25 protein-coding genes and 3 pseudogenes are annotated in these 19,730 nt (G+C 71.2%); 8 read left to right on the forward strand and 20 right to left on the reverse strand.

Going from position 1 to position 19,730, the window contains the following annotated elements; translation table 11 throughout:
- Window positions 1–9: 9 nt before the first annotated feature.
- On the reverse strand, window positions 10–429 hold the full coding sequence (locus tag QUE44_RS02395) for a hypothetical protein (protein ID WP_286215668.1): 420 nt from the start codon (window positions 427–429) through the stop codon (window positions 10–12).
- A 334-nt stretch (window positions 430–763) separates the two neighbouring features.
- Between QUE44_RS02395 and QUE44_RS02400 the strand changes: the two genes are divergently transcribed.
- Window positions 764–1,006, forward strand: a complete 243-nt coding sequence (locus tag QUE44_RS02400) for a hypothetical protein (RefSeq protein ID WP_286215669.1) — start codon at window positions 764–766, stop codon at window positions 1,004–1,006.
- A 7-nt stretch (window positions 1,007–1,013) separates the two neighbouring features.
- Here the strand turns inward: QUE44_RS02400 and QUE44_RS02405 are convergent, their stop codons facing one another.
- The 10 genes from QUE44_RS02405 to QUE44_RS02450 form a co-directional block, all read right to left on the reverse strand.
- Window positions 1,014–1,409: a cation:proton antiporter gene (locus QUE44_RS02405; RefSeq protein ID WP_286215672.1), complete on the reverse strand. Its 396-nt coding sequence runs from the start codon at window positions 1,407–1,409 to the stop codon at window positions 1,014–1,016.
- Window positions 1,406–1,663: an MrpF/PhaF family protein gene (locus QUE44_RS02410; protein ID WP_286215674.1), complete on the reverse strand. Its 258-nt coding sequence runs from the start codon at window positions 1,661–1,663 to the stop codon at window positions 1,406–1,408. Before QUE44_RS02410 ends, QUE44_RS02405 begins: the two co-directional genes overlap by 4 nt.
- Window positions 1,660–2,022 carry a Na+/H+ antiporter subunit E gene (locus tag QUE44_RS02415; protein ID WP_286215676.1) on the reverse strand — a complete coding sequence of 121 codons (363 nt, stop codon included), beginning with the start codon at window positions 2,020–2,022 and terminating at the stop codon, window positions 1,660–1,662. The genes QUE44_RS02410 and QUE44_RS02415 overlap by 4 nt, the downstream gene beginning before the upstream one ends.
- Window positions 2,019–3,566 carry a monovalent cation/H+ antiporter subunit D family protein gene (locus QUE44_RS02420; RefSeq protein WP_286215677.1) on the reverse strand — a complete coding sequence of 516 codons (1,548 nt, stop codon included), beginning with the start codon at window positions 3,564–3,566 and terminating at the stop codon, window positions 2,019–2,021. The genes QUE44_RS02415 and QUE44_RS02420 overlap by 4 nt, the downstream gene beginning before the upstream one ends.
- Window positions 3,563–3,721, reverse strand: a complete 159-nt coding sequence (locus QUE44_RS02425) for an NADH-ubiquinone oxidoreductase chain 4L (RefSeq protein WP_286215678.1) — start codon at window positions 3,719–3,721, stop codon at window positions 3,563–3,565. The genes QUE44_RS02420 and QUE44_RS02425 overlap by 4 nt, the downstream gene beginning before the upstream one ends.
- Window positions 3,679–3,933 carry an NADH-quinone oxidoreductase subunit K gene (locus QUE44_RS02430; RefSeq protein WP_286215679.1) on the reverse strand — a complete coding sequence of 85 codons (255 nt, stop codon included), beginning with the start codon at window positions 3,931–3,933 and terminating at the stop codon, window positions 3,679–3,681. Before QUE44_RS02430 ends, QUE44_RS02425 begins: the two co-directional genes overlap by 43 nt.
- Window positions 3,930–5,297, reverse strand: coding sequence for a hydrogen gas-evolving membrane-bound hydrogenase subunit E (mbhE, locus tag QUE44_RS02435; RefSeq protein ID WP_350226917.1), 1,368 nt, complete (start codon window positions 5,295–5,297; stop codon window positions 3,930–3,932). The genes QUE44_RS02430 and mbhE overlap by 4 nt, the downstream gene beginning before the upstream one ends.
- The gene (locus QUE44_RS02440) at window positions 5,183–5,884 is read right to left on the reverse strand and encodes a proton-conducting transporter transmembrane domain-containing protein (protein WP_286215680.1); all 702 of its coding nucleotides are present in this window, start codon (window positions 5,882–5,884) and stop codon (window positions 5,183–5,185) included. The genes mbhE and QUE44_RS02440 overlap by 115 nt, the downstream gene beginning before the upstream one ends.
- Window positions 5,875–6,504: a proton-conducting transporter transmembrane domain-containing protein gene (locus tag QUE44_RS02445; protein ID WP_286215681.1), complete on the reverse strand. Its 630-nt coding sequence runs from the start codon at window positions 6,502–6,504 to the stop codon at window positions 5,875–5,877. The genes QUE44_RS02440 and QUE44_RS02445 overlap by 10 nt, the downstream gene beginning before the upstream one ends.
- Before the next feature lie 221 nt (window positions 6,505–6,725).
- Window positions 6,726–6,902 carry a hypothetical protein gene (locus QUE44_RS02450; protein ID WP_286215683.1) on the reverse strand — a complete coding sequence of 59 codons (177 nt, stop codon included), beginning with the start codon at window positions 6,900–6,902 and terminating at the stop codon, window positions 6,726–6,728.
- Window positions 6,903–7,020: 118 nt separating this feature from the next.
- Between QUE44_RS02450 and QUE44_RS02455 the strand changes: the two genes are divergently transcribed.
- The 3 genes from QUE44_RS02455 (at window position 7,021) to QUE44_RS02465 (ending at window position 8,472) form a co-directional block, all read left to right on the forward strand.
- Window positions 7,021–7,542, forward strand: a complete 522-nt coding sequence (locus QUE44_RS02455) for a gluconokinase (RefSeq protein WP_286215684.1) — start codon at window positions 7,021–7,023, stop codon at window positions 7,540–7,542.
- Entirely contained in the window at window positions 7,539–7,838 is a 300-nt protein-coding gene (locus QUE44_RS02460; RefSeq protein WP_286215685.1) for a DUF1905 domain-containing protein, read from the forward strand. Before QUE44_RS02455 ends, QUE44_RS02460 begins: the two co-directional genes overlap by 4 nt.
- 61 nt (window positions 7,839–7,899) lie before the next feature.
- The gene (locus QUE44_RS02465) at window positions 7,900–8,472 is read left to right on the forward strand and encodes a hypothetical protein (RefSeq protein ID WP_286215687.1); all 573 of its coding nucleotides are present in this window, start codon (window positions 7,900–7,902) and stop codon (window positions 8,470–8,472) included.
- 17 nt (window positions 8,473–8,489) lie between these two features.
- On the opposite strand, the pseudogene QUE44_RS13905 reads toward QUE44_RS02465, so the two are convergent.
- The 3 genes and pseudogenes from QUE44_RS13905 to QUE44_RS13910 all read right to left on the reverse strand — a co-directional run.
- Window positions 8,490–9,340: pseudogene (locus QUE44_RS13905) on the reverse strand (ADP-dependent NAD(P)H-hydrate dehydratase).
- Window positions 9,341–9,353: 13 nt separating this feature from the next.
- Entirely contained in the window at window positions 9,354–9,710 is a 357-nt protein-coding gene (locus QUE44_RS02480) for a GNAT family N-acetyltransferase (protein WP_350226875.1), read from the reverse strand.
- Between the two features lie 37 nt (window positions 9,711–9,747).
- Window positions 9,748–9,969 (reverse strand): annotated as a pseudogene (locus tag QUE44_RS13910) (GNAT family N-acetyltransferase); the annotation flags it as partial.
- Here QUE44_RS13910 and def point away from each other — a divergent pair.
- The 3 genes from def (at window position 9,953) to QUE44_RS02500 (ending at window position 11,697) form a co-directional block, all read left to right on the forward strand.
- Window positions 9,953–10,453 (forward strand): peptide deformylase, encoded by a 501-nt coding sequence (gene def / locus QUE44_RS02490; RefSeq protein ID WP_286215693.1) that lies wholly within the window; start codon window positions 9,953–9,955, stop codon window positions 10,451–10,453. The pseudogene QUE44_RS13910 and the gene def overlap by 17 nt on opposite strands.
- A 126-nt stretch (window positions 10,454–10,579) precedes the next feature.
- On the forward strand, window positions 10,580–11,077 hold the full coding sequence (locus QUE44_RS02495; RefSeq protein WP_286215694.1) for a DUF3145 domain-containing protein: 498 nt from the start codon (window positions 10,580–10,582) through the stop codon (window positions 11,075–11,077).
- A gap of 38 nt (window positions 11,078–11,115) precedes the next feature.
- Window positions 11,116–11,697, forward strand: coding sequence for a TetR/AcrR family transcriptional regulator (locus tag QUE44_RS02500; protein WP_286215696.1), 582 nt, complete (start codon window positions 11,116–11,118; stop codon window positions 11,695–11,697).
- 34 nt (window positions 11,698–11,731) lie between these two features.
- Here QUE44_RS02500 and QUE44_RS02505 read toward each other — a convergent pair whose 3' ends face one another.
- The 5 genes and pseudogenes from QUE44_RS02505 to QUE44_RS02525 all read right to left on the reverse strand — a co-directional run bounded on the left by QUE44_RS02505 (window position 11,732) and on the right by QUE44_RS02525 (window position 15,947).
- Window positions 11,732–12,964: a beta-ketoacyl-[acyl-carrier-protein] synthase family protein gene (locus QUE44_RS02505; RefSeq protein ID WP_286215698.1), complete on the reverse strand. Its 1,233-nt coding sequence runs from the start codon at window positions 12,962–12,964 to the stop codon at window positions 11,732–11,734.
- 52 nt (window positions 12,965–13,016) lie between these two features.
- Window positions 13,017–13,265, reverse strand: a complete 249-nt coding sequence (locus QUE44_RS02510; protein ID WP_286215700.1) for an acyl carrier protein — start codon at window positions 13,263–13,265, stop codon at window positions 13,017–13,019.
- An 81-nt stretch (window positions 13,266–13,346) separates the two neighbouring features.
- Window positions 13,347–14,348, reverse strand: a complete 1,002-nt coding sequence (locus QUE44_RS02515; protein ID WP_286215701.1) for a beta-ketoacyl-ACP synthase III — start codon at window positions 14,346–14,348, stop codon at window positions 13,347–13,349.
- Window positions 14,348–15,254, reverse strand: a pseudogene (locus tag QUE44_RS02520) (ACP S-malonyltransferase). Before QUE44_RS02520 ends, QUE44_RS02515 begins: the two are co-directional and overlap by 1 nt.
- Before the next feature lie 78 nt (window positions 15,255–15,332).
- The gene (locus QUE44_RS02525) at window positions 15,333–15,947 is read right to left on the reverse strand and encodes a PucR family transcriptional regulator (protein WP_286215702.1); all 615 of its coding nucleotides are present in this window, start codon (window positions 15,945–15,947) and stop codon (window positions 15,333–15,335) included.
- On the opposite strand from QUE44_RS02525, the gene QUE44_RS02530 reads away from it, so the two are divergent.
- Window positions 15,946–16,071, forward strand: coding sequence for a hypothetical protein (locus QUE44_RS02530; protein ID WP_286215704.1), 126 nt, complete (start codon window positions 15,946–15,948; stop codon window positions 16,069–16,071). The two genes, QUE44_RS02525 and QUE44_RS02530, sit on opposite strands and share 2 nt — an antisense overlap.
- A 914-nt stretch (window positions 16,072–16,985) precedes the next feature.
- Here QUE44_RS02530 and aceE read toward each other — a convergent pair.
- Window positions 16,986–19,700, reverse strand: a complete 2,715-nt coding sequence (gene aceE / locus QUE44_RS02535) for a pyruvate dehydrogenase (acetyl-transferring), homodimeric type (RefSeq protein ID WP_286215705.1) — start codon at window positions 19,698–19,700, stop codon at window positions 16,986–16,988.
- Window positions 19,701–19,730: the final 30 nt, after the last annotated feature.

A 19,730-nucleotide genomic window follows, 5' to 3' on the forward strand; every position in this document is an offset into this window, starting at 1 on the left:
GTGAGCGCGCTACCAGGGCCGCATTGCGACTCGCGTGCCAGCGCCGCGACCGCTGGGGGCCTTCTGCCAGTTTCTGTCGTCCCTGGCCAGGGACAAGTCGCCGACGTAGACCGCCACCAGCTCCCACAACCGCAGCAGACGAGGCGGCGCTCCACGGTGCCATCGAGTCGTCGCCAATGGCTCGTCACGGCGCTGGTGCCACATCGGCCACCAGTCCGTGCCGTCGTCCTCGTCGGCAAACGCAATGCGGATGTACCACTCGTTGAGCGCGTCCAGGCTCTCGAACGAGCCATCGAGCTCCGGTCCACAGGTTTCGGCGAGCCGGGCCCGCAGCTGCTCGCGTCGCACGGGGAGTGCCTCGATGAATGAGGCGAAGGCCAAGTCGGCGTCGTTCCATGACGCGTGAAAGCCGGGAACGAGGCGCCTCATACCTGCCAGATCGTAGCGGGGACCTTGTCGCCGGCGGCGAGGATCGGCCACGTCTCGCCGGGACCGGCGATGCTCCACGGTGAGGTTGGCACGGGCCAGCCCGCTACCCCCGACTCACGACAACCGCCCCGCACCCAGGAGCACAACACCGATGCGGGTGACGGGGAAGACCGGGGCGACCGCGCGGCCCTCGACGGGGTTCGTCAGCCTGACGCCCACGGTCTCGCCCGTCGAGAGCCGTGCATGGGCGTCAGGACACGGGAGAGCGGAAGTCGTGACGCGAGTTCGCGCGCCGTAGGGTGACACGCAGAGGAACCTGCGAAGGGGGAGGTACATGGCTCGCGGCACGCTCACGGTCGCGCTGATCGCACTGATCGCCGCGACCGCCGCCGCCTGCGCGGGCGAGGTTCACGACGTGCGCGGGGACCTCAAGCGGCCGTATGCCGCGCTCGTGATCGCCGATGCCGTGGTCGCGTCCAGCGCGGACGTGGCGGGGGAGGAGGGCGTGACTCTCACTCTGGTGGCGGCCGAAGCCGTCGCCTACGACGTGCGCCTTGAGCGCCTCCAGGAGTGGTGAGCGCCGCTTACTCCACGTCGCGCGGCGTCTCGCGCTCCTCGCGCGCCAGGCGCGCCTCCTCGCGCTCGTCCGGGTCGGACTCCTCCGCGAGCTCGTCGAAGCGCGGCTCATACAGCGGAGTGCCCGTCAGATATGCGGAGCGCGCGATCGCGATCGATCCCACCGCGGACGTGGCCAACTGGAGCGCGATGATCGCGACCGCCTTGAAGGCATCGGGCACGGTGGGCTGCAGCGACAGCGCTCCCACGATGACCAGCGCCATGCCCACGCCGCCCGCGGTGCCCACCGCGGAGATGCGCGTGTACGTGTCGGGGAAGCGCAACAGCCCGAGCGCCGCGCTCGCGAATACGAGCGCACCCAGGACCACGAACACCGATCCCACGACCTCGAAGACCTGGCTCATCGCTTCCCCCTCGTCAGCGCACGGGCGAGCGACAGCGCGCCCAGGAACCCCAGTAGCGAGGAGATCAGCACGATGTCGAACGTGTAGGAGTTCGCGAGCCGCACGCCCATGAGCGCGACGAGCCCCACCACCCCGAAGAGCAGCAGGTCGGCCGCGACCGCCCGGTCCGCCTCGGCGGGACCACGTAGCATGCGGTAGGTCGCCGCGAAGCATGCCACCACGATGATGACGATTCCGATGTCGAGCGCGATCATGAGCGTGCCCCCTCGCGCCGCACCGCATGCAGCACCTTGTTCTCCATGACGCGCAGCTCCGCGCGCAGCGCGTCCGCATCGGCGGCGTACATCCCGTGGACGTACAGCACGCGCGTCTGCTCGTCTCCCACCACGTCCGTGCCGAGCGTGAGCGTGCCGGGCGTGATGGTGATCATCGACGCGAAGAGCGTGATCTCGAGGTCCGTCCTGCAGCGGGTCTCGAGTCGCGCGATGCCCGGCGTGGAGTTCTGTCCGGGTGTGAAGTTGTCGCGCAACACGGCGGCACTCGACACCACGATCTCCTTGGCGAACCACAGCGCCAGTCCCACGATCCTCACCGGCCACGTCACCCAGCTCATGGCGTGCTCACCGCCTCCACATACGCGCTCGTATCGAGCAGCCCCGTCGCCGCCGTCTGCGACAACGCGAGCAGCGGCTCGGCGGCCAGGCCCAGCACCACCGTGAGCGCGGCAAGCACCACCGCCGGCGCCGCGAGCGCGGCACGCACCCGGGTGCGGGTGGACGATGCCGGGGCAAGGGCGACCCGGCCGCCCGAGGGCGTCCCCGGAGTCCCCGCGACGGGCTCGAGGTCCGGTCCGGGCGGGGTCGACCAGAACAGCGCGGCCCAGATCCGCAGCATGGCGACCAGCGTCACGAGGCTCGCGACAATGATGAGCGCCGCGATGAGGCCCTGACCCGCGTCGAGCGACGCCCACACCAGCGCGACCTTGGCCACGAATCCCGAGAACGGCGGCAGGCCGGCGAGCGACAATGCCGCGACAAGGAACGCCGCGGCCAAGACCGGCTCGCGCTTCGCGAGACCCGTCACCCGACCCAACACGCCCGTGCCGTAGCGGACCTCGATCGCGCCCGTGGACAGGAACAGCGAGGTCTTCACGATCATGTGGTGCACCAGGTAGAAGATGGCCGCCGCGAGACCCGCCTGGGTGAACAGCGCCATTCCCAGCAGGATGGTTCCGATGCCGCTCACCATCGAGAACGTCAGGCTCTCGCGCAACGTCGAGGCGCCCGCCGCGGCCACGGCGCCCACGAGCATCGTCACGCCAAAGACGACCGCGCCCACCCACAGGTAGCGCGTGTCGCCGTCGAAGACCACCGCGTAGATGCGCACGATCGCGTAGATCGCGACCTTGGTGTGTAGCCCCGAGAAGAGCGCGGTGATCGCGGGCGAGGTCGCCGGATAGGCCCGCGCGATCCAGCCATGGACCGGCACCACGGCGGCCTTGATGCCCAGCGCGATGAGGCACACCGCGACCGCGAGGGCGACGCGGGAGTCCTCCTGCGCGGCCCCCGCGAGGTCCGCGAGGTTGACGCTGCCCGCCGTGCCATACACGAACGCGACGCCGATGAGGAAGATCGTCGAGGTCAGCAGATTGACCACGACGTACAGCCGCGCCCCTGCCACCTGTCGCAGCGATGCCGCCCCGGGTCCCGCGAGCACGAACAGCCCATACGAGGGCACCAGCATGACCTCGACGAAGACGAAGAGGTTGAAGAGGTCGGCCGTGAGTAGCGCGCCGTTGACGCCCGCGATCAGCACGAGCATGAGCGGCGCGAAGTAGCGCGTCGAGGCGCGGTCGCTCGCGACGGCGAACGCGACGCTCGCGAGTGACAGGAGGGACGTGATGGCAAGCATGATCGCGGTGAGAGCATCCGCCGCGAACGGGATCGCGATCCCCACGGGCCACTGGCCCACGCCGGTCGCCAGCGGAGCGGCGCCCGAGCCGAAGTGCACCGCGAGCGCGACCGCCGCGACGAACGTGGCACTCAGCACCGCGACCAGCGTTGCGGTGTGCGCGCGGCGCCGCTCTCCCACGACGACGAGCGCGCCGGCCGTGAGGAGCGGGACCGCGACCAGCAGCGGCAAGAGGGTGGCGGTCATCGGGTCACCTCCGGGTCGGGGCGATCATCGTCATCCTCGGACACGGCGTCCTCGTCGGTGTCGTGCGGCGTGAACGAGTCATCCTCGCGCCCCGTCACGGTGAACACGAGCATCACGATCGTGATCGCGAACGCGATGACGATCGCGGTGAGCACGAAGGCCTGCGGGAGGGGGTCGGCGACCCCCGCGAGGTCTTCCGGGCTGCCGAAGGGGCCTCGCGACGCGACGTTCCTCCCGCGGCCATGATGATGAGGTTCGCGGCGTGGCCCAGCAGCACGAAGCCCAGGATCACCCGCAGCATCTCCCGCTTGAGCAGCAGGTACACGGCGCCCGCGACGAGCAGGCCGGCGGTCAGCGCGACGGTCATCGTGCCCCCACCTCCTCGCGCCGGCGATCTCGCGGGAGACGATGCTGGCGGCCCAGCAGGTTGTAGGCGGCGAGGATGACGCCGATCACCGCGAGGTACACGCCGACGTCGAAGACGAGCGACGAGGTGAGCTTGTAGCCGAGGATGTACGTGCTCATCGGTGCGAGGAACGAGCCGTCGAAGTAGCCCACGAAGCCGGCACCGGCGCCCACCACGATTCCCGCGCCGATCAGTGTGAGATAGGGCCAGCGAATCCGCGCGGTCGTATCGCTCGGCGCCGCCATGTACGCAAGGGCGAAGCCCGCGCCGCCCACGAGCGCCGCGATGAAGCCACCGCCCGGCTCCTGGTGCCCGCGCAGCAGCAGCACCACGGACATGACGACGATCAGCGGCGCGAGGATGCGCGCGACGGTGCGCACGAAGACCGTGTTGCTGCGGGCGTCCGCCAGCGGAGAGGACTCGTCGATGTGGGCGGACCTCACCGGCACGGCGCGCCTCGAATGCAGCAGCGCCGCAATGGTGAGCCCCGCCATGCCCAGCACGGTGAGCTCCCCCAGGGTGTCGAGCGCGCGGAACTCGACCAGCACGGTGTTGACGATGTTCGCCCCGCCCGTCTCCGCCTCGCCCTCGGTGAGGAGGTAGGTCGCGGCGGGGGAGAGTTCGCGCCGCCCCGTGAGTGCCCATACGCCCAGCACCGTCGCGACTCCCGCGCCGACCGCGACCACGCCGGCGGCGATGCGCGGGCGGCCCCGCTCGCGCACGAACCGTGACGGCAGGCGACGCAGCAGCAGCACGAAGACGGTGACGGTGAGGATCTCGACCAACAGCTGAGTGATCGCGACGTCGACGGCGCCGAGCGCCAGGAACCACAGCGTCATCGCGAAGCCCACCACGCCGGCGACCACCACGGCAGCGATGCGCGTGCGCGCCCGCACCATCGCGACCACGCCGCCGGCCACGAGCACCACGAGCGCCCAGTCCAGGGGCCGCGAGGTGTCGCCGATCACGGGCGGCAGGCCGTCGAGGCGGAAAGCGGCGCCGATCGCGAGGGCGGTGAGGACGATCGCGGGAATGGCGAGGTGCCTGCGGGGCGACGCGGTGCCAGCCCAGCGAGCGACGGCGGCGCCGCCGTGCACCACGCCGTGGAGCGTCGCGTCGACCACATCGAGCGCGCGGAACGGGAACGCGAGCGGCTCGAGCGCGCGCGACACGCGCGTCCTCGCGAGGATCAGCGCGGTTCCGGTGGCGATCACCGCAATGGACACCGCGAGCGGGGCGTTGAACCCATGCCACAGCGCGAGGTGCTTGTCGATCTCCTCGCCCGCCGCGCCCGACGCCCCGCCGGACACCAGCCCGTCGAGCACGAACGGCGCGACGCCCAGCACGAGTCCCGCGAGGGCGCCCGTCGCGGGTACGCCCCACAGCAGGGGGAGGCCTCGCGCACGACGCGGCCCGTGCGGCCGCCGAGCGCACCCAGCACGATCCGCCCGGAGTAGGCGAAGGTCAGCACAGATGCCGCCGCGGCGGCGCCCGTGACGACCCAGGGCACCCACGCCGGTCCCGGCGCGTGAAGGAACGCCTCGAGCATCGTCTCCTTGCTCACAAAGCCCAGCAGCAGTGGCACCCCCGCCATCGAGGCCGCGGCGAGAGCGATCGCGGCCGCGGTGACGGGCATTCGTGGCTGGAGGTCGGCCAGGTGACTGATGCGGCGCGTTCCCGCCTCGTGGTCGATCACGCCGACCAGCATGAACAGCGACGCCTTGAACAGCGCGTGCGCGACGGTGTGGACCACCGCGGCCGTCAGCGCCTCGGGGGTGCCGATGCCGATCATGGCGACGAGCAGGCCGAGCTGGCTGATGGTCGAGTACGCGAGCAGTTCCTTGAGGTCGTCGCGACGCAGTGCGGCGATGGCCCCCAGCAGCGCGGTGATGAGGCCCGCGGTCACGAGCATGACCGTCCACACCTGCTCGCCCGCGAGGGCGGGGAGAAGCGCAGCAGGAGGTAGATGCCAGCCTTCACCATCGCCGCTGCGTGCAGGTACGCGGAGACGGGGGTGATCGCGACCATCGAGTCGGGAAGCCACGCGTGGAACGGGAACTGTGCGGACTTGGTGAACGCGGCGATCGCGATGAGGACCGCGACGGAGGTGGTGAAGCCGGCGTCCTCTCCCCAGATGGGGTGAGAGAGCGCCTCGCCGATGCGCGTGGTGCCGGTGCCGATCGCGACGGTCACGACCGCGGCGAGCAGCGCGAGCCCTCCCGCGGCGGTCACCAGCACCGTGCGGATCGCGGACTCGCGCGCCGCGCCGCCCGGCCGCGCGATGAGGAAGAACGAGCACAGCGTGGTGGCCTCCCACGCGACGAACAGCACCACGAGGTCGTCGGTGAGGACCAGCACCAGCATGGCGGCGGCGAAGGCCGTCATGAGCAGGTAGAAGACGCCGTGCTTGCCGCGTCCCAGGTAGCGGCCCGAGTAGATGAGGATCGCGGCGCCGATCACGAGCACGAGCATCGCGAAGACGAGCGCGAGGCCGTCGAGGCGCAGCGCGAACTCGATGCCGAGTGTGGGCATCCACGCGAGCGACTCGGTGACGACCTCCCCGGCGCCGCCGCCGTTCCCACGATCGCGGCGGCGATGAGCAGGGGCACGGCGAGCGCCCAGCCCGCGGTGCGGCCCAGGGCGCGGTTGAGCGCCGGGGCGGCGGCGCAGGCGACCAGGACGGTCGCGACGGCGGTTAGGAGCACGGTTCCACCTCGGTCGGGGCAGGGAGGGACGGGGAACCGGCGGGGGAGTCACTCGCTCGCGGAGCGAGGGCAACACCCGGGCCGGCGTTCACGCGCCGAGGGTGGGGGAGCGGTGCCCGCGAGGCTCGCGCCCCAGCTCGACACCTGTCCGTTGGTGCCCACGTGCATCCCCAGCGACAGTCCGCCGGCGAACGCCGTGCGGGTGTTGGGGTAGTGGGGGATCACCGTCCTGATCTTACCCGGTGCGGCGCCCCTGCCAGGAGAGCCACCCCCGCGACGATGCCCGCGGCGCCGAGCCCGATCCCGATAGGGTCGTGGCCATCCCCACACGAAGGGCGGTGCCGTGACGTCGCACGCGATCCCGCGCATCGTCGTCATGGGCCCGTCCGCGACGGGAAAGTCGACGGTGGGTGCCGCGCTCGCGGCCGCCCTCGCGGTCCCCTTTGTCGATGCGGACGACCTTCACCCGGACACGAACCTGGCCAAGATGGCCGCGGGCACTCCGCTCGACGATGCGGACCGCTGGCCGTGGCTCGACCGCGTGGGCGGCGTGCTCGCGGACGCCGCGTCCACCGGGGGCGTAGTGGTTGCGTGCAGCGCGCTGCGACGCGAGTACCGCGACCGCTTGCGGGCGAACGCGCCGGGCGCTTGGTGCGTCGAGCTGACGATCTCCGAGGAGGAGGCGACCCGCCGCTGCGCGGCGCGCGATGGACACTTCATGCCGGCCGCGCTGGTCGCCTCGCAGTTCGCGATCCTGGAGGGTCTCGGGGTCGATGAGCCGGGCGTGCGCGTGGATGCCACCGCGGCCACCGCAGACATCGTGGCGCGAGCCCTCAAGGCGCTGACGGCGGAGGCGGCGAGGTGACCGCGCACGAGTTCGACGCCGAGCTCTACCTCTGGGACGCGCGCAGCGACTCGTGGGTGTTCGCGGACCTGCCCTTCGACATCGCCGACGAGATCGAGGATGCGCAGACGGGTCCGCGCCGCGGATTCGGCGCCGTGCGCGTCGAGGTGAGCGTGGGCGCGACCACGTGGCGCACCAGCATCTTCCCGTCGAAGGAGCGGCGCACGTTTGTCCTGCCCGTTAAGCGCGCTGTCCTCAAGGCCGAGCGCCTCGCGCCGGGGCAGACCGTCACGGTTCGCGTCACTCCCCTCCTGTAGCGGCACCCCGGTGAGACACTGAGGCCAGGGCGTCGAGCGCGACGCCGGAGCGGAGGGGCTCATGTCCGAGGACCGTGCCAGCGAGGCCCCGGTGGCCGAGCCCCTCGACCCGCGGCGTGCCGCATGGCTCGCGACCGCGATCGGCATCCCGATCTACGGCGCGCTGTCCCTCCTCATGGCGGTTGCCGCGGCGCCCGTGGTGGAGGCTCTCGCCCCCGATCGCAGTGAGGTCGACGACGCCGCGATCTTCGTCGGGGTTGGCATCCTCAACACCGCGATCGCGGTGCTGGGCATCCTGCTCATCGCCCACACGATCGGCAGGCTCGTGTTCTCCGCGACCCGCAACGGCGGCGACCGCCGCGCGAGCATCGTCTTCGCGGTGATGGGAGCGCTGCTCGCCGCGCCGGTCGTGACGCTGGTGGCGCTGGGTCAGTCCGAGACCGCCGCGGGCGCCGCGTACGCGATCCTCGCGGTCGCGATGCCGGCCTCCGTGACGTCCGGCCTCACGCGAGCGGTGCTGCCGACCGTCGCCGCCTCGCGCGCCGCGGGCCGCGCCGCCGCGGTGGTCGCCGTGCTCGCGGTGGTGATCGTGCTCGCGTGGGCCTCGATCACGCTGTTCGGCGCTGCCAACTGAGGTGCCGCGAGCTGAACTCAGCCGGCCAGCACGGCGGCCACCGCGCCGGGGAGGGCCGTCGCCACGTCGAGCGCCGCGATCGGCCCGCCACGCGACGCGTCCTCGGCGGCGCGCGCGTGGATCCACGCCGCGCTCGCGCCGGCCGCGTCCGCGCTGAGTCCCGCGGCGAGGAGCGCACCCGCGATGCCGGCGAGCACGTCGCCCGCGCCCGCGGTCGCGAGCCACGCGGGGGCCTCGGGCAGCTCGATGGTCGCGCCGCCGGGCGAGACCACGAGCGTCACGGCGCCCTTGAGAAGCACCGTCGCGCGTGCGGTCTCGGCCAGCAGCCGCGCGTGGCCCACGCGATCGCGCTCAACGTCAGCGAGCGTGACGTCGTGGCGGAGCGCCCCGAGCGTGCGCACCAGTTCACCCGCGTGGGGGTGAGAAGCACGCGCTCGGACCCCACCGCACGCGCACCTGCGGCGCGTGCACGCGCCACGGTCTCGAGCGCCCCTGCGTCGACGACCATTGCGACCGACTGCGCGATCACGGCCCCGATCGCCGCGTCCTGCTCGGGATAGTCCGCGACCCCCGGGCCGACCACCCAGGCCTGCGCACGCGGCAGGCGTTCGGCGGCGTCGACGGGGTGGTGCACCACGGCCTCGGGACGATGAGCGAGGACCAGATCCTGCGCGCGCGGCGGCCCGACGTAGCGCACCATCCCCGCGCCGGCGCGCACCGCGGCGGACACGACCAGGGCCGCCGCACCCGGATAGGCCTCGGATCCCGCGATCACCCCGACGACTCCGCGCGAGTACTTGTCGTCGGCCGCGCCGGGCCTCGGCCAGGACGCGGCCACGTCCGCGCGTTCCCAGCGGCGCATCGGCATCAGGCCGCGACCATCAGGAGGCGACGCGCCGCACGTACACGTCGGAGTGCATCCAGGCGCCGTCGCGCTCGATGTCGTTGTCGATGCGCCGCGCGAGGGCGAGGCCCAGGTGCTCCATGACTTTGGCGGAGGCGCGATGCTCGGGCCGGCAGCGCGCGTGAATCTCCGCGACGGCGGGGTCCTCGAGAAGGGCCGTGATCACCGCGCTCACCGCCTCGGTCGCGATGCCGCGGCCCCACAGGTCGCGTCGCACCACCCACCCGAGCTCCCGCACCGCGGGGAGTCCTCGAGGCGGCCGCGATTCTCGCCATACACGCCCACCCGCCCACGACGGTAGCTGCCGCGATGCGCCCTGCCGTGCCCACGGCATCGTCCCTCAGCGTGATCGCCCAGTGGGAGGGAACCCCCGCCGCGACGGCCTCCTCGAGCCAGCCCTGGGTGTCCTCGAGGCTGTTGGGGCCCCAGTCCGTGAAGCGGCACACGGCGGGGTCCGACGCATAGACGTGGACGTCCCCGGCGTCCTCACGAGCGAACGGCCGTAGCAGGAGTCTCGCGGTCTCGAGCGTCATAAGCCGACGATACGCCCCCTCGCGGCCGTGGAAGAATACGCGCATGGCAATGCGCGACATTCGAGTGATTGGGGACCCGGTCCTCCGCACCCCTTGTGAACCGATCGGCGAGATCGACGACCGCGTGCGGCAACTGATCGAGGACCTTGTTGAGACGGTCGATCACGACGGTCGCGCGGGACTCGCCGCCAATCAAATCGGTGTGTCGCTGAGGGCGTTCTCGTGGAACATCGACGGGGACATCGGCTACATCATCAATCCCGAGATCGTCGAGGTGAGCGACGAGTTCCAGGAGATCGGCGAGGAGGGCTGTCTCTCGGTCCCCGGCCTCTGGTACCCGTGCGAGCGGGCGGCCTATGCGCGTGCCGTGGGCACCGACCTCAACGGCGACAAGGTCGAGGTCGAGGGCGAGGAGATCTGGGCCCGCCTCATCAACCACGAGGTCGACCACCTCGACGGCAAGCTCTACCTCGATCGGCTCAAGCGAGACGTGCGCAAGAAGGCCATGCGCGAGCTCCGCGAGTCCCTCGAGCAGGCCGACTGACGCGACTCGCGGTCACGCGCGCTGGACCATCCGCCCCGCGTGAGGCATGATCGGACTACACCCGGTGCAGCCGTGGGGTTCCTTCGAGGTCGTAGGGGAAGACGCACCTCTCAGGAAGGAAGAGTCATGGCCGCCATCACCCGTGGTGTTCTTTTCGTGCACTCCGCCACCCGCGCGATGTCTCCGCACATCGAGTGGGCGGCGCAGGGAGTGCTCGGTTCGCGCGCCACGCTCGAGTGGACCGACCAGCCGGCAGGCACCGGTCTGTTGCGCGCCGAACTCTCGTGGCAGGGCCAGCAGGGGACCGGCGCGCGCCTCGCGTCCGCCCTGCGTGGCTGGGAGCACGTGCGGTACGAGGTCACCGAGGAGGCGTCGTTCGGCTCGGACGGCGGGCGGTGGTCGCACACGCCCTCGCTGGGCATCTTCCACGCCGTGATCGACGTCCACGGCAACATCGTGGTGCCCGAGGACCGCATCCGCGCGGCACTCGAGGCGGGCTCCACGGTGTCGGACTTCAAGCGCGCGATGGACCTCGCGCTGGGCACCGCGTGGGACGAGGAGCTCGAGCCGTTCCGCTACGCGGGCCATGGCGCGCCGGTGCGCTGGCTTCACCGCGTCGGTTGAACGTCTCGCCTGGAACCGGTGCGCGCTAGGGTGAGAGGGTGAACGACCACAGGCGCCCCGGCCGACCTCAGATTGCCGATCCCGTCGAGATTGGGAAGGCGGCGGTCGCGCTGTTCCATGAGCACGGCTATGCGGCGGTGTCGATGGACGACGTCGCCGCCCGCACCGGCGTCTCCCGCAGGACCCTGTTCCGCCACTTCGCGAACAAGGCGGACCTGGTCTGGCACGAGTTCTTCGCGACCTACCGGCGGCTCGACGAGGCGCTCACGCGCGACTCGGCCCAGCCGGGCATGACCGGCCTGCGCGCCGCGATGCGCGAGGTACTTGCGCCCGATGCCGTGGCCGAGGAGGCCGCGCGCGTGCGCCTGCGCATCATCGGGGAGTCGCCCGAGGTGTTCGCGGCGGGGATGCTCGGGCTCGTGGACATCACGGACCGCCTGGCCCGCCACCTCGCGCGCGCGGATGGCCTCGAGGAGGGCGGCCTCGACGCTCATGTCGCGGGACAGGCCGCGACCGGGGCGATCCTGTCCGCCTCCGTGTGGTGGGCACAGCACTCGAATGAGCCGGTCTCCGAGGTCGTCGACCGCGCGCTCGCCCGCCTGGAGGCCGGCATCCCGTGATCGAATGCCGGCCGGCGCGGGGGAAGGGCCTCGGTTAGGCCGTGCCGAACACGAGCGCCACGTTGTGCCCGCCGAATCCGAACGAGTTGTTGATCGCCGCGATCTGACCCTCGGGAAGGGCGCGCGGCGTGTCGCGGACCAGGTCCACCTCGAGCTCCGGGTCCGGCTCCGTGACGTTGATGGTCGGGGGAGCCGTGCGCGTCTCGAGGGCCTTGATCGTGAAGACCGACTCGAGCGCCCCCGCGCCACCGAGCAGGTGACCGGTCATCGACTTGGTCGCGGAGAGCAGCACCTGGTCCGCGTGGGCGCCCAGTAGCGCGCGGATGCCGCGCGCCTCGATCATGTCGCCCACCGGGGTCGACGTGGCGTGGGCGTTGACGTGGACGACGTCCGCGGTGGACAGGCCCGCGCGCTCGAGCGCGAGCTCCATCGCGCGCGTCTGACCCGCGCCATTGGGCTCGGGTGCCGCGATGTGGTGGGCGTCGCCCGTCATGCCGAGACCCAGCAGACGAGCGTGGATGCGCGCGCCGCGCGCGAGCGCGTACTCCTCGGACTCGAGGATGACGACTCCGGCGCCCTCGCCGAGCACGAAGCCGTCGCGGCTGACGTCGTACGGGCGCGACGCACCCGCGGGGTCGTCGTTGCGCTTGGACAGCGCCTGCATCGCGGCGAAGGCCGAGATCGGCAGCGGGTGGATCGCGGCCTCGGTGCCTCCGCAGATCACGACATCGGCCCGGCCGGACTGGATCATCTCGAAGCCCATGCCGATCGCCTCGGCGCCCGACGCGCAGGCCGACACGGGCGCGTGTGCGCCCGCACGCGCCTTGAACTCGAGGGAGATGTAGGCGGTGGGGGAGTTGGGCATCAGCATGGGCACGGTGAGGGGCAGGACGCGCGAGGCGCCCCGCTCCTTCACCGTGTCCCACGCCGTGAGCAGCGTCCACACGCCGCCGATGCCCGACGACACCACGCTCCCCAGGCGCTCCGGCTCGACCTCGGGCAACCCGGCATCGGCCCACGCCTCGCGCGCGGCGACGAGCGCCATCTGCGCGGACGGGTCCATGCGCTTGGTCTCGGGGCGCGAGAGCACCTCCTCGGGCCGCACGGCGAGCTGACCGGCGAAGGTCACGGGCACGCCGTAGAGCTCCGCCCAGTCGTTGTCGAGCGTGCGCACGCCGGAGCGGCCCGCGAGGGCGCCCTCCCACGTGCTCGCGACGTCCCCGCCAAGGGGCGAGGTGGTGCCGAGTCCGGTGACAACGACGTTCATGGGCGTGGCTCCGTGGGGTGAGGAGGGATGGGGAGGGATCGGGAAGGGAGGGTTAGGCCTGTGCGGCCGTGATGTAGTCGACGGCGTCGCCGACGGTCACGAGGTCCTTGACCTTCTCGTCGGGGATGCGGACGTCGAACTTCTCCTCCGCGAGGGTGACGATCGTCATCATCGACAGCGAGTCGATGTCGAGGTCGTCGGTGAAGGACTTGTCTGCGGTCACCTCGGCGGTGTCGATGTCCGTCTCCTCGGAGACGATCTCGGCCAGGCCGGCGAGGACCTCGTCGTTGGACAGTGCCATGTGCTGCTCCTTTGTGGGTGATGCGGCGCCGGGGCGCCGTGTTCGTTGCGAACGCTTGGAAACTCTACGCGGGGCCCCGCGTCAGGGCAGGACCACCACCTGCGCGGCGTACACGAGTCCGGCGCCGAACCCGATCTGCAGCGCGAGGTCTCCCGACTTCGCATCGCCGTCGCGCAGCAGGCGCTCGGTCGCGAGCGGGATCGACGCGGCCGACGTATTGCCGGAATCCACGATGTCCTTGCCGACCGCGACGTGCGCGGGCAGCCCGATCTGCTTGACGAGTTGGTCGATGATCCTGGTGTTGGCCTGGTGAGGGATGAAGGCCTGAATGTCCTCCGGGGTGACCCCGGCCGCCTCGATGGCCTGGAGCGCGACCGGGGCCATCTTGAACGAGGCCCACTTGAACACGCTGGGACCCTCCTGACGCAGGGTCGGGAAGGGCAGGTCGCGGTTGTCGCGGATGTCGAGCCACGAGGACGTCTGACGGATGAGCTCTGCGCCGCCGCCGTCCGATCCCCACACGGTGGGGCCGATTCCCGCGGTGTCGGAGGCGCCGATCACGACCGCACCGGCGGCATCGCCCAGCAGGTAGGAGATCGACCGGTCCTCGGGGTCGACGAAGTCGCTCAGCTTCTCGGCCCCCACGACGAGGACGTTGCGGGCCGCGCCCGACCTGACCAGGGCATCGGCCTGACCGATGCCGTAGCAATAGCCCGCGCATGCCGCGGAGATGTCGTAGGCGGCCGCGGGGGTCGCGCCCAGGCGCTCGGCCAGCACGGGCGCGCCGCCCGGCGTGATGTGCGGGAACGAGATGGTCGACAGGATGACCGCGTCGATCTCGGACGGGTCGATTCCCGCCTGTGCGATCGCGCCGAGCGCCGCGCGCTCGGACAGGTCGATCACGGACGTGTCGCGGTTGGCGCGCACGCGCGTGACGATTCCGGTCATCTTGCGGATCCACTCGTCCGACGAGTTGATCGGCTCGATGAGGTCCTCGTTCGGCACCGCGTTCTCGCCCCGGGCGACGCCCAGGCCGAGGATGCGCGTGAACTCGGGACCGCGGCGAACGGTGAGCGTGGTCATCAGGCCTCCAGGAGGTCGCGCGCGGCGGCCAGGTCGTCGGGGGACTTCAGCGCGACGGAGGGGATTCCCTTCATCGCACGCTTGGCAAGCCCGGTGAGGACGCCACCGGGCGCGAGCTCGACGATACCGGTCACACCCAGCTCGAGCATCGTCTCCATGCACAGGTCCCATCGCACGGGGTTAGCGACCTGGCGGACGATGCGCGCGAGGGCATCGGCGCCGTCCGTCACCTGGGCGCCGTCGGCGTTGGAGAGCAGGATGCCGCCTGGGGCGGCGGGGAGACGGCCGCAGCGGCCGCCTCGAGGTCCGCGACCGCGGGAGCCATGTACGTCGTGTGGAAGGCGCCCGCCACCTGGAGCTCGATGACGCGCACGCGGGCGGGCGGCTCCGCGACGAGCGCGACGATCGCGTCCTTGGCACCCGCGGCGACCACCTGGCCGCCGCCGTTGACGTTCGCAGCCGTGAGGCCTCGCTGGGCGAGCGCGGCCGCGACTTCCTCGGGGTCGCCGCCCAGAACCGCCGCCATCGACGTGGGCTCGCTCGCGGCCGCCGCGCGGGCCATCGCCGCGCCGCGCACCGCGACCAGGGACATCGCCTCGCGGTCCGTGAAGACGCCCGCGAGGGCGGCGGCGCCCAGCTCGCCCACGGAGTGACCCGCGGCGAGGGCGGGGACCGCGTCGCCGAGCAGCTCACGGCCGGTCGCGATCGCGGTCGCGACCAGCAACGGCTGAGCGATCGCGGTGTCGCGAATCGTGTCCGCGTCCGAGGTGGTGCCGTGACCGACGATGTCGATGCCGGCCGCCTCCGACAGCGCGCCAAGACGCTCAGCGACGGCGGGGATGTCGAGCCACGGAGCGAGCATCCCGGGGTCTGCGCGCCCTGTCCCGGGCAGAGAATGGCAATCACGGGTTATAGCCTGCCTCACATGGTGGAACCCCTACCGGCATCCTGGTACCGATTCGGGCCCGAGTTCTTGTTGGTTTCCTACAAAGACAGCGCGGCCGCGTCGCGCAGCCTGCCGAGCGCGAACGCGGTCTCGAGGACGTGGGCGTCGCGCGTGGAGAGCACGTCCCAACCTGTGAGGTCCGCGACCTTGCGCAGCCGGTAGCGCACGGTGTTGGCGTGGACGAACATGGTGCGGCTCGCGAGTTCGAGCGAGCGGCCGCAGTCCAGAAACGTCGCGACCGTCTCCTTGAGCGAGCCTCCTGCCGAGGCGATGGGGTCGTAGGCGACGGCGATGAGGCGCTCGGCCGCCGAGGAGTCGCCAATCAGCACGCGTTCGGGGAGGAGGTCGTCCGCGTTGACCGGGCGCGGGGCGAGGGCCCACGCGGGGGCTGCGCTCGCGCCGTTGATCGCGGCGCGCGTGGAGCGGGCCACCTCGACGAGCGTGATCGCCGGCGGACCGACGACGACCGGGCCGCTGCCGAAGGTGGGCAGCAGCGCCTTGGTGACCTCGTCGAGCGCGGAATCGGAACGGGCGATTACCACCAGGTCCTCGCCGTGGATGCCGGCGAGCGCTCCGTGCGCCGCGCGGCGGATCGTGCGCCGCAACTCCGCAGACTGGACCTCGCCCAGCGGGCCTTCCGTGCGTCCGACCATGACAAGCGTGGGGCCGGGCTTCCAGCCGAGCGCGGCGGCGCGCGAGGAGATCGTCGTCGACCTGCCCGCGCACCAGCGCATCGACCACGAGCGCCTCGAGCCGGGCGTCCCACGCGCCGCGTGACTCCGCGGCACGCGCGTAGACCTCGGCGGCGGAGAAGGCGATCTCGCGCGAGTACCTCAGGATCGACTCGCGCAGGTGGGCCTCGGCTCCGGGGGCGGCGAACTCGTCGGAGTGGTTCTCGACGATCGCGACGAAGGTGCGCACGATCGTCAGCGTGTGCTGGAGCGAGATCGAGCGGGTGAGCTCGGGAGGAGCGGACGCGAACATCTCGAGGGCGCCGCGGTGGCCGGCGGAGGTATCGGCGAAGTACGTGACGAACGACGCGATGCCCGCCTGCGCCACCGTGCCCACCCACGAGCGCTCCTGCGCGGGCAGCTCCCTGAACCATGGGTACTCGGAGTCGAGGGTCTTCAGTGCGATCGTGGCGAGGCGGCCGGTGCCGGCCCGGAGGCGGCGGAGGGTCTCGGCGCGCATCTCGGGGGTGACCATTCACTCAGGCTAGTGCGCGATTGTAGGGAGAGCACAATCGGTGCCCTGGGCGAGACGGTGGCTCGGGTGTGGCGGCGGTGCGGTGAGGCGGGCGCGGTTGGTGGAATCCGACATGAGGGCGGGGTGGGTGGACTCTCGCGGCTCCGCCACACGGGTGGACTCTCGCGGCTCCGCCACACGCGCGTGCTCTCGCGGCTCCGCCACACGAACGCTGTCTCGCGGCTCCGCCACACGAACGCTGTCTCGCGGCTCCGCCACACGCAATCGACCATGGGTGTCCCATGGCGCGCCTCAACCTGCCAGAAGCGACCATGAGTGCCCCACTGTGCATTCGGCGTGTGGCGGAGCCGTGGGGTGGGGGCCGCGGCTGGCGCGCTCGGCGTGTGGCGGAGCCGCGCCAGGCCTTGCACGTCAACCACGACGAAGGGCCGGGACCCCACCCGAAGGCGAGGATCCCGGCCCTGAGCCGTGATCGAATGCGCGGCTCAGGCGTCGCCGCCCGCGTTGCCCGACGTGCCCTTGCGGACGTCGTGGAGTTCGTAGCGACGGATCGCCTCGGCGAACGTGCCGGGCTGGACCTCACCACGGCGCTCGAGCAGCTGGAGCACGCGCACCGCGGTCGAGGGGCCGTCGATGTGGAAGAAACGGCGCGCAGCGGCGCGGGTGTCGGAGAAGCCGAAGCCGTCCGCACCGAGCGTCGCGTAGTCGCCGGGGACCCACGCCCGGATCTGGTCGGCCACCAGGTGGTCGTAGTCCGAGGTCGCGACGAACGGTCCCGCTGCTCCCTGCAGCTTCTGCGTGAGGTACGGCGTGCGGAAGCCCTCCTCGGGGCGGAGGAAGTTAGCCTCCTCGCACGCGAGTGCCTCGCGACGTAGCTCGTTCCACGAGGTCACGGACCAGATGGCGGCCCGGACTCCGTAGTCGCGCAGCAACAGCGCCTGAGCCTCATAGGCCCACGGCACTCCGACGCCGGAGGCGAGGATCTGCGCCTCCGGGCCGTGGCCCTCGGGAGCGGCAGAGACGCGGTGGATGCCCTTGAGGATTCCCTCGACGTCCACGTCCTCGGGCTCGGCCGGCTGGACGATCGGCTCGTTGTAGACCGTGAGGTAGTACATGACGTTCCGGTCGCGTCCCGAGTCCGGTCCGTACCAGCGCTCGAGCGCGTCCTTGACGATGTGCCTGATCTCGTAGCCGTACGCGGGGTCGTACTGGACCACCGCGGTGTTGGTGCCCGCGATCAGCGGCGAGTGGCCGTCGCCGTGCTGGAGACCCTCGCCGGCCAGCGTCGTGCGGCCTGCGGTCGCACCCACGATGAAGCCGCGCGTGAGCTGGTCGCCCGCCGCCCAAAACTGGTCGCCGGTGCGCTGGAAGCCGAACATCGAGTAGAAGATGTAGAACGGCACCAGGGGCTCGCCGTGCGTCGCATACGACGTGCCGACGGCCTGGAACGCGGCAGCGGATCCGGCCTCGTTGATTCCCGTGTGCATGATCTGGCCCGACTCGGACTCCTTGTAGGAGAGCATGAGCTCGCGGTCGACCGGCAGGTAGTTCTGTCCCTGCGTGTTGAAGATCCTGGCGCTCGGGAAGATCGCGTCGAGGCCGAACGTGCGCGCCTCATCGGGGATGATCGGCACCAGCCGGTGGCCGAACTCCTTGTCGCGCACCAGGTCCTTGAACAGGCGCACGAAGGCCATCGTGGTGGCGACCTCCTGCTTGCCCGATCCCTTGGCGAGCAGCTCGTATGCCTTGTCGCCGGGGAGGCTGATCTCCTTGCGGTTGTCGCGACGCTCGGGCACGAAGCCGCCGAGCTCCTGGCGACGCTTCAGCATGTACTGAATGGCCGGGTCGTCGAAGCCGGGGTGGTAGTACGGCGGGTGGTACGGGTCGGCCTCGAGCTGCTCGTCGGTGAACGGGATGTCGAAGGTGTCGCGCAGCACCTTGAGGTCGGCCGCCGCGAGCTTCTTCATCTGGTGCGTCGAGTTGCGCGCCGCGAAGTTGGCACCCAGTCCGTAGCCCTTGATGGTCTTCGCGAGGATGACCGTCGGCTTGCCGTTCTTCTGGGTGGTGGCGCGAGCGTACGCGGCGTACAGCTTGCGGTAGTCGTGTCCGCCGCGCTTGAGCGCCCAGATCTCGTCGTCGGTCATGTCCTTGACGAGCTCCTTGGCGCGCGGGTCGCCGCCAAAGAACTGGTCGCGGATGAACGCTCCGGACTCGGCGCGGAAGGTCTGGAAGTCGCCGTCCGGCACGGTGTTCATGAGGTTGACGAGAGCGCCGTCCTCATCGCGGGCGAGCAGCGGGTCCCAGTTGCGGCCCCACACGACCTTGAGCACGTTCCAGCCGGCGCCGCGGAAGAACGCCTCCAGCTCCTGGATGATCTTGCCGTTGCCGCGCACCGGTCCGTCGAGGCGCTGCAGGTTGCAGTTGACCACGAACGTGAGGTTGTCGAGCTGCTGGTTCGCGGCGAGCTGGAGCATGCCGCGGCTCTCGGGCTCGTCCATCTCGCCGTCGCCGAGGAACGCCCACACGTGCTGCTGTGAGGTGTCCTTGATGCCTCGCAGGTGCAGGTAGCGGTTGGTCCAGGCCTGGTAGATGGCCGATGCCGGGCCGAGTCCCATGGACACGGTGGGGAACTCCCACAGGTCGGGCATGAGACGCGGGTGCGGGTACGAGGACAGGCCGCGGCCGAGGCCGGACTTCTCCTGGCGGAACGAGTCGAGGTCCTCCTCGCTGAAGCGGCCCTCGACATAGCCACGGGCGTATACGCCGGGCGCGGCGTGGCCCTGGTAGTAGACCTGGTCGCCGCCGCCGGGGTGGTCCTTGCCGCGGAAGAAGTGGTTGAGGCCCACCTCATACAGGGTCGCCACGGAGGCGTACGAGGAGATGTGTCCGCCCACGCCCTTGCCGCCCGCCTGCGCGCGCGTCACCATGACGGCGGCGTTCCAGCGGATCCAGCCGCGGTAGCGGCGCTCGATCTCCTCGTCGCCGGGGAAGTCGGGCTCGTCGTCGGCGTGAATGGTGTTGACGTACGGCGTGTTCAGGCTGAGCGGGACGCTCAACTGCTTCTTGGCCGCGTGCTCCACGAGCTGGTCCACGATGTACTCTGCGCGGCTTTCCCCGCCCGCATCGATGAGGCCGTCGAGCGACTCGAGCCACTCCTGCGTCTCGCCTGGGTCCTTGTCAACCTCGCCGTGATGTGCCACAGGGGGACCTTCCTCTCGGGCGCGCGGTGG

Source organism: Demequina sediminis (genome assembly GCF_030296675.1).
GTDB classification, from domain to species: Bacteria; Actinomycetota; Actinomycetes; order Actinomycetales; family Demequinaceae; genus Demequina; species Demequina sediminis.